The sequence below is a fragment of the Streptococcus acidominimus genome, assembly GCF_001921825.1.
Taxonomy (GTDB): domain Bacteria; phylum Bacillota; class Bacilli; order Lactobacillales; family Streptococcaceae; genus Streptococcus; species Streptococcus acidominimus.
Genome location: NZ_MSJL01000020.1, coordinates 1 through 15,943, shown reverse-complemented (window position 1 = coordinate 15,943; position 15,943 = coordinate 1). Strand labels below are relative to the sequence as shown.

Below are 15,943 nucleotides of genomic sequence, written 5' to 3'. Positions count from 1 at the left end.
GGCAAAAATCTTGCCATGTAAGCCAACACTTGAGTATGATAGAGACCAAACTCTTAAACGATACCGTTATACTAACAAAACAATGATAAGACTCAACAAAAAGCAAGCGAATTGAATTCAGTGCGAAATATAAAACTCCCAGACTAGCATCTTATGATATACTCCCCATATAGTGGACAGTGAAAACAAAAATTCACTAGACACTATAAGGGGAGTATATCAGTTCATCTTAGTCTGGGAGTTTTATGATTAACTGCCCCGCTCCCAAAAAATGGCTAGGAGAATCACAGCTCCTAGAACGGAGGGAACGATAGCTGTACCTGCAATCTGGGGTCCCCAGGCACCAAAGAGGAGCTGACCAACCCAGGCGCCGGCAAGTCCTAATAGAATCTTACCGATACAGCCCATTTTTTCACCACGGTTGGTAATGGCTGCGGCAATAATGGCTACAAGAAAACCAACCAGTAGACTTCCAAACATATCTTTCTATCCTCCTTTACTCTCTAAAACAGGTGCTAATAGGGCAAGTACTACTTTTAAACATTGAAATGGCATATCTTATCCTTTTCAAATAAGTATAAACTTGCATTCAACAAGCATGAAGCGTTTGAGAGGGGACGACTACTAAATCGCCCACTCACCATCACGGAAGATTGGCACAACTGTTCCGTCTTCACGGATACCATCAATATTCATTTTATTTGAACCAATCATGAAGTCTACGTGAACATCTGAACGGTTGAGACCTGCCGCTTTCAATTCATCATTGGTCATATCGACACCACCTTCAATGCTAAAAGCATAGGCTGAACCGATCGCCAAGTGATTTGAGGCATTTTCGTCAAAGAGGGTGTTGAAGAAGGTCACACCTGATTGAGAGATTGGACTTTGGTCTGGTACGAGGGCAACCTCACCGAGACCGCGAGCACCAGCATTATCAAAGACCAATTTCTTCATGACCTCATCACCTTTTTCAGCGGTAATATCAACAATTTCTCCGTCCTTAAAGGTCACTTTGATTCCCTCAATGATATTGCCATTGTAGCTGAGCGGTTTGGTTGATGTCACATATCCATCTGCTACACGGTAGTCAGGCGCTGTAAAGACTTCTTCTGTCGGCATATTGGCAATAAAATGCTCCCCTTGAGCATTGATAGAGCCTGCTGCTTCCCACAAGTGGTTTTGTGGCATACCGAGCGTCAAGTCTGTCCCCGGTGCAGTATAGTGGAGTTTGACAAACTGTTCCTTATTCAATAGTGCAGCCTTAGCAACGAGGCGTTCTTCATGCTCTTTCCAAGCTGCTACTGGATCATCAGCATAGACACGGCAGGTCTTGAAGATCTGATCCCAAAGCAAATCAACCGCTTCCTCGTCACTTGTTGCATCTGGGAAGACCTTTTTCGCCCATTCTAGCCCTGCTGCCGCTCCCAAGGTCCAGCTAATTTTGTTGGCTTGGGTCGCCTGTCGCATTGGATTTAAGGCAATGCTTGCTGCGCGTGTAGCACGGGATAGTTTTTCTGGGTCGATACCATCCAAAGCACCTGGATCATCAGACAGAACCACCAAACGGCTAGCTTTATGCTCCAAGATGTAGTTCATCTCTGCAATTCGTTGCTCCGAAATGGTTTCCAAACGTTCGATCGGCACATTCAAGTAACGCTCGCGCAAGATTACATCATCTTGCCAGTTGACCAGTACTTCGACAGCCCCTTTTGCGTATGCTTCTTTGACAATCAAGCGGGCTAATTCAGCCTGATCAACACTAATGGTCAAGGAAACCGTATGACCCGGTTGTACATTGATACCTGTTGAGACGAGTAGCTTCGCATATTTTGCCAAGTTTTCTTTAAAGTTTGGTAATACCATGGTTTACTCCTTTTTTCATTCGATCCTTTTTATTGTACCATATTTTACCCTAGAAAGGCATTTTCTGCTATAATGATTGGATTAGTCCATATTTTTGACTATTTAGATAGGACATGGTATACTAACAGTCTATATTTTTAACGATTTCATTGATTCAAAAGGCGGTAGCTTTATGATAATGCAGATAAAACAGCAAGCAAAGACCTTTGCTCGTTTGAAATATGAGCAGGATCTTCTGTATGATCAATATGCCAAAAAATGCGGCTTACAACGGACATCCTTTTTCATTCTTCTCTGGCTCTACTATGCTCAAAGTCCCTTGTCCCAAGCCTGCCTAAGCCACAAATTAGGAAGCAGTAAGCAGGTCATCAATGCCACTATCAAGCTCTTTGAGCAGGAAAAACTGGTCTCTTTTGTGCAAAATGAACACGACAAACGCCAGAAATTTATCCATCTCACTGGTAAGGGGAGGGACTATGCAGCCTCCATTTTGGATCCGCTGGAGGAGGCTGAAAGCCATGCCATGTCTCAAATGAGCGAGGAGGATGGAAAACAGCTCCTTCAACTCTATGCCTCTTTTAATAAAGCCTTGCAACAACAACTAGAAAGTCAGCTGTTGCGTCATTAAGAAGAGAGCTTCGTCTAAGCCTCCTATGGCTAGATTGAATGAATCTGCTTTAAGACAAGGAACTGTGACCCAGACAGCACTTTCATAGAGCAGATTTAAAATGACAAGGGAGCAAATGACTGTACGATCACTTTGTTCTCACATGGCAGCATGCTTCTGATCCCTTAGTTAGAAAGAGGAAACTTTCCATGATTGAATTTAAACACGTGAGCAAGCACTTCAACGGCAAATACGTGCTAAAAGACCAGACCTTTACCATTCGAGACGGTGAATTTTTTGTCCTAGTCGGAACGAGCGGTAGCGGAAAAACAAGCACGCTCAAAATGCTCAACCGCTTGATTGAGCCAGATGAGGGAGGGATTTATCTGGACAGTAAGTGCCTCCAAGACTACCAACTGCGGGAATTGCGTCTCGCAACGGGCTATGTCCTGCAACAAATCGCCCTTTTCCCTAATCTCAGCGTAGCAGAAAATATTGCCCTCATTCCCGAGATGAAAAAATGGCAGAAAAAGGAAATCGAGACCTGTACCAAGGAATTACTAGAATTGGTCGGACTTCCTGCCAGTCGCTATCTCCACCGCATGCCGAGTGAACTCTCGGGTGGGGAGCAACAGCGGATTGGAATTTTACGCGCCATTATTGCCCGTCCCAAGGTCCTACTGCTAGATGAGCCCTTTAGCGCCCTTGACCCGATTTCTCGTGAGCAATTACAGGACTTGGTCAAGGAGATCCAAAAGGAATTTCAGATGACTATGATTTTTGTCACCCATGACATGGCAGAAGCCGTAAAACTAGGAGACCGCATTGCCATTATGGATCAAGGGAAAATCCTACAACTGGATACCCCCGAACGCATCCAAGAAGCCCCTGCAACCCAGTTTGTCGCTGATTTCTTTCACGTATAGGAGACACTACCATTATGAACGACTTGATTCAAACCTTTTTAGACAGAAAAGAGGACTGGCTCTTAGCACTTGGAGAACACCTGCAAATCTCCTTTGTCGCGCTGGCTTGTGCCACTTTACTTGCCATCCCCCTAGCTGTCTTAGTCTCTAAACGCGAGCGCTTGGCAAACCTCCTGCTGCAATTAACAGGCATACTCCAGACCATTCCCTCACTTGCTATTCTAGGACTGCTCATTCCGATTTTTGGTATCGGGAAAGTCCCTGCTATTTTAACCTTAGTTGTTTATGCCCTTTTCCCGATTCTGCAAAATACAGTGACAGGCTTACAGGAAATCGATCCCTCCCTCCAAGAAGCTGCGACCGCCTTTGGAATGAACCGCTGGGAAAAATTAAAAAAATTCGAGATTGCCCTTGCAGCACCCGTCATCCTCTCTGGCGTTCGGACAGCAACTGTCCTCGTGATCGGAACAGCAACCCTGGCTGCCCTTATCGGAGCAGGAGGCCTTGGCTCTTTCATTCTCCTAGGAATCGACCGCAACAACAGCTCTCTCATTCTGATCGGAGCAATGAGTTCTGCTATTTTAGCCCTCCTCTTTCACTATTTAATCGGTCTAATTGATAAACGCAGCCTCAAAACGATGTTCGTCTCCTTTATTGCTCTCTTTTGTATCAGCGGATTTTCCCTCTTTCCCATATCCATGATGATGCAGGATAAGATTGTGATCGCTGGAAAAATAGGATCTGAACCTGAAATTTTGCTCCATCTATACAAGGAATTGATTGAAGAACAGACGGATATTCGGGTGGAATTAAAGCCAAACTTTGGCAAAACGACCTTTGTCTATGAAGCCTTAAAAGCAGGGCAAATTGACCTTTACCCCGAATTTACAGGAACGGTGACCTCAACCCTCTTGAAGCAGCCACCCAGCAGCTCAACTGATCCAGATCAAGTCTATCAGGTAGCCCGCAAGGGGATTTTCGAGCAGGACAAGCTCATCTACCTCAAGCCCATGCTCTATCAAAATACGTATGCTCTTGCTGTCAAAGAAGACTACGCCAAAGAACAGGGTCTAGAAACAATTTCCGATCTGGCTAAGATTCAGACCAGCGCAACCGCTGGATTCAGCTTGGAATTTAATGATCGGGACGACGGCGGGAAAGGCTTGAAAGACCGCTATCAGCTCAAGCTCCAAGTCAAGACGCTAGAGCCAGCCCTGCGTTACAAGGCGATTGAACAGGGGAATGTCCAAATCATTGATGCCTACTCAACCGATAGTGAACTACGACAATACCAGCTCAAAACGCTCAAAGATGACCTACAACTCTTCCCGCCCTATCAAGGAGCGCCCCTCCTACGAGAAGAAACGCTCAAAAAATACCCGCAACTCGAGAACGTCCTCAATCAGTTGGCTGGGAAGATTACGGAAAAAGAGATGCAGGACATGAATTATCAGGTGAATGTTGAGGGCAAGTCTCCGAGCAAGGTCGCCAAAGCCTACCTCAAAGAGCACCGACTGATTGCAGACTAAGCAAACAAGGCTATCCTTAGAAAGCTGCACTACATACTTATAAATAAGAGTTGAACAGCGATACACCATGAACGTAAAAAAAGACGCAGCTGGTCTAGCTTTAGGTTGCTTTAGGACAAATTTGCGCTGTGAGTTTTTATGAGATTTATATTTTCATTCGCGCTACAACTTTCTCACAAAACCTATACAAAACAAGCAAAGAGTGATGTTCTGTTTTCAGTCATCACTCTTTGCTTGTTTTTGATTGTATGATTTAGTCCTGTTTAAAACAACTCATCAAACAGGCTCAACTGATTATCCTCTGGCATATTGCCTAAGATGCCCATTTCATCGAGCTTGTCTACAAGGGTTGCAGAAAGTCCTCCGCGTTTGCGCAATTCAGTCTTAGAAAGAAATTCTCCCTCTTCACGCGCCTTGACCACTTGCCGGGCGACATTCTCGCCCAGACCATCCATCACCACAAATGGTGGAATTAAGGTATCGCCTTCGATTTGGAATTCGGTCGCATCAGAACGATACAAGTCTAATTTACCAAATTTAAAGCCACGTTCCAGCATTTCATTGACGATTTCAAGCGTGGTAAAGAGGTCCTGCTCTACATTGCTGGCCTCATTATTCTTCTTTTTGATCGTGATTTCTTCCATTTTAGCTTTCACTCGGTCTAAACCACCAGACATCGTCGCCAAATCAAAGGCCTTGGCACGAATCGAGAAGTAGGCGCAGTAATAATAGATGGGGTGGTGCACCTTAAAGTAGGCAACACGCAATGCCATCATAACATAGGCTGCCGCATGGGCTTTGGGGAACATGTACTTAATTTTTCCACAGGATTCAATATACCAATCAGGTACATTATTGTCTTTCATAGCCTGAATATAACCTTTACGTTCTTCTTCAGAAATCTTGAGCCAAGCTCCCTTACGCACCCGCTCCATGATGTTAAATGCCATCTTAGGCGGAAGCCCCGCGTGCATGAGATAGACCATGATGTCGTCCCGACAGCCGATAACTGTAGACAGGTCTGCAATTCCTGCCTTAATCAAATCTTGGGCATTGCCCAACCACACGTCGGTTCCATGCGATAGTCCTGATAATTGGAGGAGTTCAGAGAATGTCGTTGGATGCGTTTCTTCCACCATTCCACGGACAAAATTGGTTCCAAACTCGGGGATCCCCAGCATACCAGTCGGTGTCCCGATCTGCTCTGGTGTTACTCCCAGCACCTCTGTTCCTGAAAAGAGAGCCATAACTCCCTTGTCATCTGCGGGAATAGTTTGCGGATCAATCCCTGATAAATCTTGGAGTTTGCGAATCATGGTCGGATCATCGTGTCCCAGTACATCGAGCTTCAAGACGTTCTCGTCAATATCGTGGAAGTTGAAGTGGGTCGTCTGCCAACTAGCTGTCAAATCATCTGCCGGGTATTGAACGGGGGTAAAATCATAGACATCCATATAGTTTGGAATAACAACGATCCCACCCGGGTGCTGACCGGTTGTCCGTTTAACCCCAGCAGCACCTGCTGCCAAGCGTTCTACTTCTACATCCCGATAAAATTTGCCGTAGTCCCGCTCATAGCCACGCACATAGCCATAGGCTGTTTTCGCAGCCACCGTACCTACTGTTCCAGCCCGGAAAGCATATTGGTCTCCAAAGATTTTCCGAACGTCTAGGTGGGCATCTGGCTGGTCATCTCCTGAGAAGTTCAAATCGATATCGGGTACCTTGTCCCCATCAAATCCCAAGAAGGTCTCAAAGGGAATATCCTGCCCATCCTTGGCATATTTGTGACCACATTCTGGACAGTCCTTGTCTGGCATATCAAAGCCAGACCCGTAAGAACCATCTGTTATAAACTCGCTATGCTGGCACTTGGGACAGACATAGTGGGGTGGCATGGGATTGACCTCGGTAATCCCAATCATGGTCGCAACAAAGCTAGAGCCGACAGAACCCCGAGACCCTACCAGATACCCCCGCTCGTTCGAGCGTGTTACCAGCATCTGCGAGGCTAGGTAGATCACGGCAAAGCCATTCCCCAAAATCGAGGTCAATTCTTTTTCAATCCGCAGGTCGATAATATCTGGCAGCGGATTCCCGTAGACTTCAAAGGCTTTTTTGTAGGTCAATTCTGCCACTCGCTCTTCGGCTTTTTCCAGATAAGGAGTATAGAGGTCTTTTTTGACTACCTCGACATCCTCAAACCGCTCCAGCAGGGCATTCGGGTTTGTAATCACAATTTCCCGCGCTAGCTGGTCTCCTAGGAAAGCAAATTCATCCAGCATCTCATTGGTCGTGCGAAAATGGGCTTTTGGCAGAGGAGCTGGCTGGGCATTCTCCCCATGTCCAATGGTTCGGTTAATCATAGCCCCTTGTCCCAAGGAACGCACGATAATCTCGCGATAAATCTCTTCTTCTGGATCCATATAGTGGACATTTCCTGTCGCAAGGACCGGTAAATTCGCCCTGCGCCCAACCTCGATCAAGTTCTGAATCATGGCTTCGATTTCTGCCATATTCTTGAACTGCTCCTTGGCAATCATAGGAGCATAAAGAGCTGGGGGCATAACTTCGATAAAATCGTAGTAGCTGGCTACCTTGACGGCTTCATCAATTCCTTTTGAGAGCAATTCATCAAAGACCTCACCCTCTTGACATGCTGTCCCCAGCAACAAGCCCTCACGGTGCTCATTTAAGACCGTCCGTGGAATCCGCGGCACTCCTTCAAAATACTTGGTATTGGATAGGGAAACCAACCTGAAGATATTTTTCAAGCCCACTTGATTAGTGACGTACAGGGTGGCATGTTTGACACGGGCTTTCTTATAAGAATCTTCCGCAATCAACTCTGTATTTAGTTGGCTTAGTTGACTGATTCCATGCTTTTCAAGGGCATCTTTTAAGAAGATAAAGAGGAGGCGCCCTGTTGCTTCCGCATCATAATTGGCCATGTGGTGATGTTCAAGGGCTACACCGAAGCGCTTGGTCAAGGGACCCAAACCATGCCGCTTGTATTCTGGATAAAGATTGCGGGCAAACTCCAAGGTGTCGATAACAGGCTGGGTAATCGTCGGCATACCTGCTCGCTCATAATTGACATCCATAAAGCCGACGTCAAAGGTCGCATTATGGGCAACGAGGACAGTACCCTCACAGAAAGCTTGAAATTCCTGTAAGACCTGCTCGAGCGGCTTGGCATTTCTGACATGCTCATCTGTAATCCCTGTCAAATCGGTCGTAAACTGGCTCAAGGGATGACCTGGATTGATAAATTCATCAAATTCAGCGATAACATTTCCCTTGTGCATCTTAGATGCCGCAATCTGGATTAGGTTGTTGTAAACGGCAGACAGTCCCGTCGTCTCCACGTCAAAGACCACATAGGTCGCATCAGATAAGGAAAGGTCGACTTCGTTGTAAACAATCGGCACGCTGTCTTCTACGATATTTGCCTCCATACCAAAGAGCGCTTTAATACCTGCCTTGCGGGCAGCATGGTAACCATGCGGGAAGGACTGCACATTACCATGATCGGTAATGGCAATCGCCTTGTGCCCCCACTTCGCAGCTCGGGCAACCAAGTCCTCGACCGGTGATAGGGCATCCATGGTCGACATGTTGGTGTGGGCATGAAATTCAACCCGCTTCTGGTCATCCGGCATCAAATCCTTGCGGATATCGCGCTTGACTTCTTGGATTTCCTGAACATTCATGGTCAAGTCGCGTGTGAAATTATTGGTCTCGATATTGCCTCGAACGCGAAGCCAATTGCCCTTTTTCACCATGTCGAATTTCTGCGCTTCTTCTTCATTTTTAGCCCATTTTTGCATCGAAAAAGAAGAGGTATAGTCGGTCATTTTGAAATTGATAATGACCCGCCCTGTCCGTGTTGTCCGCTGTTCGACATCAAAAACCAAGCCCTCAAAGACGATCCGGTTTTCTTCCGTCTCGATCTCAATCATCTGTGTGATCTCTGCCTTTTCAAGACTGACCTTGCGTGGTGCCTGCTTTTTAAATTCTTGAAAACTTGGCTGTGGACTAGTTTCTGGTGGCGGTGCCATCTGGGCTAATTGCTCCATTGCCTCTAAGGTTTCCTGATTGGCTTTTTGGAGGAGTTCTTCATTTTGAGCATGAAATTCCTCGACTTGAGCCTTGGTCATTGCCTCGCAAACCTCAATGTCGACTGCTAGATTGGCAAAGCCAAAACGGGCAAACTGCTCGATCAGATTGGGCAAATGATTCTTTCTGAAATGCGGTGTATCGACAGAAGCTGGGCCTTTTATCCACAGAACACCGTCACGAAACTCAACTGGCAAGAACTGAAAGACTGACCGAAAACCTGCACTCTGGCACAATTCTTCTGTAAAGGCTTCTGGATAGTAGGCCTGTACCAAGGCTGGATCGATCGTCTCTGGGCTCGTTACCAAGCGGAAACGAGCCTGATTCCCCGTCTTTTGAAATTCATTGAGGAGCTTGGCCTTAAATAATTGATAATAGGGCAAGGGCAAGGGTCGTTCAAACCGAAAGGTAAAGTCCCATACCCTACTCTTTTTATGCACCAAGACCTGCTCAATCTTGACACCTGAAAATGCGCTTGATTCTTTCAATTCAAGCGGCAGACCAATTTGATTCAATAGTAATTGAAAGGTATCTGTCATTCTCGTATCCCTTGTCTTTCTATTCTCTTTATTTTACCACAAATCTCCCTATTTTTCGATCCTGCCTTGGGGTGGGTAGATTGAAATCATAAAGAAAATGCATGCAACACCTTGTAACACATGCATTCTCAACTATTTTAAAAACTTTCTACTTTGTTAAAAAATAATATTTCAGACAAGGACGCACTAGCTGATCGTCTGTAATTTTTATAATGCTCAATACCGATAAAAAAGGGCTATTCAACCACGGAATAGCCCTTTGAAATTATAAATATAGAATAGCTTGCCTAGTTTCTTCGCATATTAACTTGCAGCAAAAACTCCAACAAAATGATCATACCCGTCAGTTATGGTAAGCTAATGCTTATCTATTTCTTACTTAATTGATCCAACTGTTTTATTGCTAACCATTGGGAGATGCTGATAATAATAAACATAGCGAGAAACATGAGGTCAATAGCATTTGTCTTTAGAGCTAAAGAATAAGATATAAATGGTGATAGTAAATATAGAATTATTTGTACTATGGTGATACTGTTTTTACCCATCATTTTAATACCCTACATCACCGTGGTGATACAGACCTCTCACAAAATTAGATGTTCCTGAAATTGAAATATTTGCACTTCCATATTCGCCAATTCCGATGCTACCACCCCCCGTAACAGTATAGGCAACATTCGAATACAGACCTCCACTTAAAGTATAATGTATTCTATTGGGATCTGACAAATGATACTGAAATTGACCATTGAATACTAGATTCCCTGAGTTATATCCTGCATAAATAATCCTGTGTATCCCTCTGAAACTACCACCGGTACTTACTTGACAGTAGAAATAAACTTAACCTGCACCATTAGGTAAATTTTGTGTACGTGTAGTGTATTGGGCAGCAGCTCGGAACATGACATACGAAGTATCATCGCTATTAGCAGCGCTTCTGAACTTGCTACTTCTCATCATTGATTCAGCTGGAAATAAGATATTGGAGGCTTCTTCAAAACTGATATTGTTTAAATCAGCATAGTTGGTAATAACTTCTTCCTTAGATACTTCAATAACTTCAAATTGGTTGCTATTCGTTTCTTGCATACTAACATCAACACTATTTGCTTTCACTTCAGTAAGTGGAGAAATAAATCCTATCAGAGAGACAATTGATGATAATAAAACAACAATATTTTTAAATTTCATAACCTTCACCTCTGACTTCTTTAGTATATTTCTAAAAATGGTAATTTGATTTATAATTTGAACTCCTTTCTAACAAATTAATCGAAAAATAGACTATATTATTACTTTTTAATTACTTGGAAGATTATCTATGAGAATATTATAACACAGTTTGAAAACGCTGTCAAAAGATATAGTAGAGTTTCCCTCGCCATAGGCATGAAACAGCTATTTCTGAATCATATAGTCATTTCATTTGTCTTTTATAATTGAACACGGGCTAAAAGCTCGGAAAAAAAGAGACGCAACTGTTCAACTTTAATTGCTTCCACAGTCTAGAGATAGACTGTGGAAGGTTGGAGATAGAACGAGTGAAGCTCGTGTCGAACGCTCTCGTATCTTGTTTAACTGAACATGCCCTAAACTCTGTGCGAAAAAGAGACATAACTGTTTCAGCTTTAGCTGATTACAGGTATGGCTACCTTTAGGTATAAATCTTCCTAGAGTCTAATGACTCTGCGTCAGATTTCCTATTTTCGCTTTGAGTTTTTAACGGGCTTTGTATCTTAGAATTGAACTCGGGCTAAAAGCTCGGAAAAAAGATAAATACTCCTAGAAGCAGAGACTTCTTCGTCGTATTTCCTATTTTTCATTCGCTTTTTACGCCCTTTGTATCTTATAATTGAATTCGAGCTACAACTCTCTGACAAAGCCTAATCAAAAGATTGAGTAACCCTAGATAAGACACAGTAGGCATCTGATTGTAGCTATCACTACAATCTAGTTGCCTTTGTGGGGGTCTCACGACGAAGCGAACCGCTTCTGTTCGGCCGCCTATTTTGTCTAGGAGTTGCTTCCACAGTCTGGGAATAGACTGGGGAAGGTGGGAGATAGAACGAGTGAAGCTCGTGTCAAGTGTGGCGCCCTTTAGGGATAAACATTCCTAGCTCTAAAGATATAGTATACCTTTAGAGCTGGTAATAGAAGTTTGCAAAGCAAACTCTCTCTAGCTTCTGCGTCATGTTTCCTAATTTTCAGTCGGTTTTTTAACGGCTTCACATCTTAATGTAATTGAACTCGAGCTACAACTCTCTGACAAAAAGATAAATCTCATTGGTTGCAAGACAACCTGCTTCGATTTCCTATTTTGTCTAGGAGTTGCTTGACGCTCTCGTATCTTCTATTACCACGCTGGCGCTGTTGTGTTTGCTTGGAGATAGTTTAGCCAGGTGCGGTCTTTGATGCGACAGAGGGTCACAGATAGTCCTGCCATGTCTAAACTGGTCGCAAAACGTCCTGTCTTGATAAAAGGAAGTCGTAGCCCTTCTACATCCAATAGTTGGCAAATATCATTGAGAAAGACGCCTTGTTCCAATTCTGACATTGTTCCTAGATTGTTGACTAAAAGAATAAATTCTTCGCCCTCCTGCCAGCGAAAACGTAGTTTTAATTTGTTGACAATCTCATTGGCTAGTTGCTCCGACGATTCAAAGGACACCGTTCTGTACCCTTCTTCCCCATGAATCCCTATGCCGTAGGAAATTTGGTCTTCGTTTAACTCAAAGAAGGGCGATGCTAGCTGGGGAAAGTGCGCCGAACTCGTCGCAAAGCCAATGGTTGCCATTTCGGTTGACAGGCTTAGCGCCAGTTGCTCTAAGTCGTCCAAGGAGAGACCCGACTGGGCGGCTGCTCCCAAAATCTTATGGAGTAGGATCGTGCCTGCAAGACCTCGGTGGCGCTTTTGAAAATTCTTTTTCGTATCTACCGAAATATCATCATGAGAAACAATGTATTTGACCCGGATACCTTCAGCCCTTGCTTGGTGGATTGCCCTTTGAAAGGAGAGTAAGTCTGCCTCAAAATTTTTCACAATGACAAAGACACCCTCGCCTTTATCCACATACCGAATAGCGCATAAGACCTCCTCAGCAGTAGGGGGTAGAAAGACCTCACCATAGACCGCCGCTGTCAGCATACCCTTGCCGACAAAGCCAACGTGCATTGGTTCATGACCAGACCCGCCTCCCGAAATCAAGGGGACACAGTTAGCACTTTGTTCTTTTACTGTGATAATCGGTGCCTGTTCTAGGCGCTTGAGTTCGGGATGTGTCAATAAAAAACCGTCCATATATTGGGAAACCACTTGATGAGCTTGATTGATAATGGCGACCATTTATTCTCCTCTTCTTTCTCTCACTGATCCTGTCAATACCCTTACTAACCATGGATAGTGGACGCACAGCTGGCAAGGACTTTGCCTAATTTCTTTCTCAATCAGGGCAAGCAGTGCTCTTGCATGATAGGCAATTAGAAATGACAGGTAGTCTCCGTCTAACTCTACCCCCTCCTGCCCTTGCAACTCGTGCAGCATTTTATCCATTAAAACCTGACAGTAGCCCGCTAGGTAGGATACAAAATCATTTTGTCCCTTAATTTCAAACAGTTGAACATAAAAATGCTGATTGCTTTCAATATAGTATAGGAGCTCATCTAGCAAGGATAGCCCACTAATATAATTTAGATTATCCGTGACCTGCTCCTGCAGTTCCGTCTCAAAAATCCAGTCCAGCAATTCATACTTATCTACAAAATAATTGTAGAAGGTCTGGCGGCGCATATTAGCTTCCTGCATAATATCTACAACCGATACCTTATCAAAACTTTTGCTGGCTAATTGCCGCTTGAAGGACTTTGCGATCCGCTTTTTTGTTATCAGAGATGTTCCCATTCAGTCGTCACTTCTCCCTTGTTTTCCTAATGATGATGATTGTCAAAATGTATAAAGGGGCTCTACTCCTTCTACCTTACCACACTTTGCCTGAAATCCAAAGGGACAGACCTCTTCATCTGTCCCTTTCTTTTTGCCCCAAATTCCAGTATACTGAAAGCGTAATCATTTAAGCTGGCATGGGATAGGGAGCTGTATACAACACTTTCAATACCAAGCTCTAGCACATGCCCACTACTTCCTAGGAGGAATACACATGAAAAAAATTATCAACCAGCCCGAGCATGTTGTCAATGAAATGCTCCAAGGTCTTGTCTTTATGCATGGGAACCTAGTTGACCGACTGGACGGCTATGATGTGATTGTCAGAAAAGCTGAAAAGCGCGGCAAGGTCGGACTCATCTCAGGAGGTGGTTCTGGTCACGAGCCATCTCACGCTGGATTTGTTGGTAAGGGAATGCTGTCTGCTGCTGTTTGCGGAGCTGTCTTTACTTCCCCAACCCCAGACCAAATTTTAGAAGCCATTAAGGCTGCTGATGAAGGAGCTGGCGTATTTATGGTCATCAAAAACTACTCTGGTGACATCATGAATTTCGAAATGGCGCAAGAATTGGCGGAAATGGAGGGAATTGAAGTCGCAAGTGTGGTCGTTGATGATGACATTGCCGTGGAAAACAGCCTCTACACCCAAGGGCGTCGTGGTGTAGCAGGAACCATTCTCGTCCACAAAATTCTCGGTCATGCTGCTGAAACCGGCAAATCTCTTGCTGAAATCAAGGCTTTAGCCGACAAAATCGTGCCCCAAATCAAGACGATCGGACTTGCCCTTTCAGGCGCTACCGTCCCTGAAGTTGGAAAACCCGGCTTTGTCCTTGAAGAAGATGAATTTGAATACGGGGTTGGAATCCATGGGGAGCCGGGATACAAAAAAGAAACACTTCAGCCTTCTAAAATCTTAGCCCAAGAACTGGTTTCCAAATTACTCCAAGACTTCGAGCCTCAAGCAAATGAGAGTTACGGCGTACTCATCAACGGGCTTGGCGCTACCCCGCTCATGGAACAGTATGTCTTTGCAAATGACGTAGCCCAACTCCTTGCTGACAAGCAAATCAAGGTTGCCTACCATAAAATTGGCAACTATATGACCTCTATTGATATGGCAGGACTTTCTCTTACCTTCATCAAACTAGCAGACTCGAGCTGGCTGGAAGCCTTAGTAGCCCCTGTCGAAACCCCAGCTTGGTAAAGGAGAATACATGGAGACACAAGCAGTACTCAAATGGATGCAGTTATTTGCACAAAAAATTCAAGATAACAAAGACTTGCTAAGTGAGCTGGATACGCCGATTGGAGATGGCGATCACGGAGGCAATATGGCACGCGGTATGACCGCAGTTATGGAGCAATTAGAGGGCAAGGAATGGAATAGCCCTGACGAAATTTTCAAAATCGTTTCCATGCAGCTGCTCAGCAAGGTCGGCGGGGCTTCTGGTCCCCTGTACGGATCAGCATTTATGGGACTAACCAAGAGTGCCCAGACTGGAGCTTCCTTAGTCGATAGTCTTCAGGCAGGGCTTGATATGATTCAAAAGCGAGGCAAGGCAGCAGTCGGTGAAAAGACCATGGTCGATGTCTGGACACCTGTCATCGCAGCTTTAAGAGCAGGACAACTCACCCTTGAAGCAATTCGCCAAGCTGTTGACCAGACCAAGGATCTACAAGCGACCAAAGGTCGGGCTTCCTACCTCGGGGAGCGCTCTGTCGGTCACATTGACCCAGGTTCTTATTCCTCTGGTCTACTCTTTGAAGCATTGATGGAGGCAGGACTGGTATGACACAAACAATCGGTATCGTAATCGTCTCCCACTCCCATCACCTAGCCCAAGGGATCATTGATCTTATTTCAGAGGTCGCAAAAGATGTTCCTATCACCTATTGTGGCGGACTGAAAGATGGTAGTATCGGCACAGAATTTTCCCGAGTAGAAGAAGCGGTAAACAGCAACCCTGCCGATACTATTCTCGCCTTTTTCGACCTCGGTAGCGCCCGCATGAATATGGAAATGGTGGCAGATTTCACAGACAAGGATATCCATATCCAATCCGTCTCTGTTGTCGAAGGTAGCTACACTGCGGCGGCACTTCTCCAAGCTGGCGCCCCCCTTACAGCTATCTTGGAACAACTGGCAGCATTAGCAATCAATAAATAAAACCCAATGAAAATCAAAAAAGATGAGCGATCATACTTGTGAGTTGTGAAAGCTGGGAAATAAAGTTAGCGAACAAAGCTCCTCGAAGGCAGAGGTAGAATGCTATTTTCTTCAAATTAATACTGTTTAAAAATTAAAAGCACTTGAAATCCACTCTCTATGACAAATCGATTTGACCTTTTCTTTCGTCAATGAGTGAATCGTGTCCTGAAGTCTATCCATGACCTCCCTTAAGGAATGGAAA

Annotated in this window: 12 protein-coding genes; 6 read left to right on the top strand and 6 right to left on the bottom strand. The window is 44.6% G+C overall.

What is annotated here, in order from left to right; translation table 11 throughout:
* Positions 1-249: 249 nt before the first annotated feature.
* On the bottom strand, positions 250-480 hold the full coding sequence (locus BU200_RS05405; protein WP_075099204.1) for a GlsB/YeaQ/YmgE family stress response membrane protein: 231 nt from the start codon (positions 478-480) through the stop codon (positions 250-252).
* A gap of 144 nt (positions 481-624) precedes the next feature.
* Positions 625-1,866, bottom strand: a complete 1,242-nt coding sequence (locus tag BU200_RS05400; protein WP_075099203.1) for an aminopeptidase — start codon at positions 1,864-1,866, stop codon at positions 625-627.
* 178 nt (positions 1,867-2,044) lie between these two features.
* Between BU200_RS05400 and BU200_RS05395 the strand changes: the two genes are divergently transcribed.
* From BU200_RS05395 to BU200_RS05385, 3 genes are all read left to right on the top strand, one after another.
* Positions 2,045-2,494, top strand: coding sequence for a MarR family winged helix-turn-helix transcriptional regulator (locus BU200_RS05395; protein WP_158015107.1), 450 nt, complete (start codon positions 2,045-2,047; stop codon positions 2,492-2,494).
* Between the two features lie 188 nt (positions 2,495-2,682).
* On the top strand, positions 2,683-3,399 hold the full coding sequence (locus BU200_RS05390; RefSeq protein ID WP_075099202.1) for an ABC transporter ATP-binding protein: 717 nt from the start codon (positions 2,683-2,685) through the stop codon (positions 3,397-3,399).
* 14 nt (positions 3,400-3,413) lie between these two features.
* Complete coding sequence (locus BU200_RS05385; protein ID WP_075099201.1) at positions 3,414-4,928, top strand: ABC transporter permease/substrate-binding protein; 1,515 nt, start codon at positions 3,414-3,416, stop codon at positions 4,926-4,928.
* Between the two features lie 263 nt (positions 4,929-5,191).
* On the opposite strand, the gene BU200_RS05380 is transcribed toward BU200_RS05385, so the two are convergent.
* The 4 genes from BU200_RS05380 to dhaS form a co-directional block, all read right to left on the bottom strand.
* Positions 5,192-9,586 carry a PolC-type DNA polymerase III gene (locus tag BU200_RS05380; RefSeq protein WP_075099200.1) on the bottom strand — a complete coding sequence of 1,465 codons (4,395 nt, stop codon included), beginning with the start codon at positions 9,584-9,586 and terminating at the stop codon, positions 5,192-5,194.
* Positions 9,587-10,432: 846 nt separating this feature from the next.
* Positions 10,433-10,783 carry a hypothetical protein gene (locus BU200_RS05370; RefSeq protein WP_075099198.1) on the bottom strand — a complete coding sequence of 117 codons (351 nt, stop codon included), beginning with the start codon at positions 10,781-10,783 and terminating at the stop codon, positions 10,433-10,435.
* A gap of 1,162 nt (positions 10,784-11,945) precedes the next feature.
* Positions 11,946-12,935 (bottom strand): DhaKLM operon coactivator DhaQ, encoded by a 990-nt coding sequence (gene dhaQ, locus BU200_RS05365; protein ID WP_075099197.1) that lies wholly within the window; start codon positions 12,933-12,935, stop codon positions 11,946-11,948.
* On the bottom strand, positions 12,936-13,490 hold the full coding sequence (gene dhaS, locus BU200_RS05360) for a dihydroxyacetone kinase transcriptional activator DhaS (protein ID WP_075099196.1): 555 nt from the start codon (positions 13,488-13,490) through the stop codon (positions 12,936-12,938).
* Between the two features lie 256 nt (positions 13,491-13,746).
* Between dhaS and dhaK the strand changes: the two genes are divergently transcribed.
* The 3 genes from dhaK to dhaM are packed head-to-tail and all read left to right on the top strand — an operon-like array spanning position 13,747 to position 15,699.
* Positions 13,747-14,736 carry a dihydroxyacetone kinase subunit DhaK gene (gene dhaK, locus BU200_RS05355; protein ID WP_075099195.1) on the top strand — a complete coding sequence of 330 codons (990 nt, stop codon included), beginning with the start codon at positions 13,747-13,749 and terminating at the stop codon, positions 14,734-14,736.
* 10 nt (positions 14,737-14,746) lie between these two features.
* Positions 14,747-15,325 carry a dihydroxyacetone kinase subunit DhaL gene (gene dhaL, locus BU200_RS05350; RefSeq protein WP_075099194.1) on the top strand — a complete coding sequence of 193 codons (579 nt, stop codon included), beginning with the start codon at positions 14,747-14,749 and terminating at the stop codon, positions 15,323-15,325.
* Positions 15,322-15,699, top strand: coding sequence for a dihydroxyacetone kinase phosphoryl donor subunit DhaM (gene dhaM / locus BU200_RS05345; protein ID WP_075099193.1), 378 nt, complete (start codon positions 15,322-15,324; stop codon positions 15,697-15,699). Before dhaL ends, dhaM begins: the two co-directional genes overlap by 4 nt.
* The last annotated feature ends 244 nt before the right edge of the window (positions 15,700-15,943 follow it).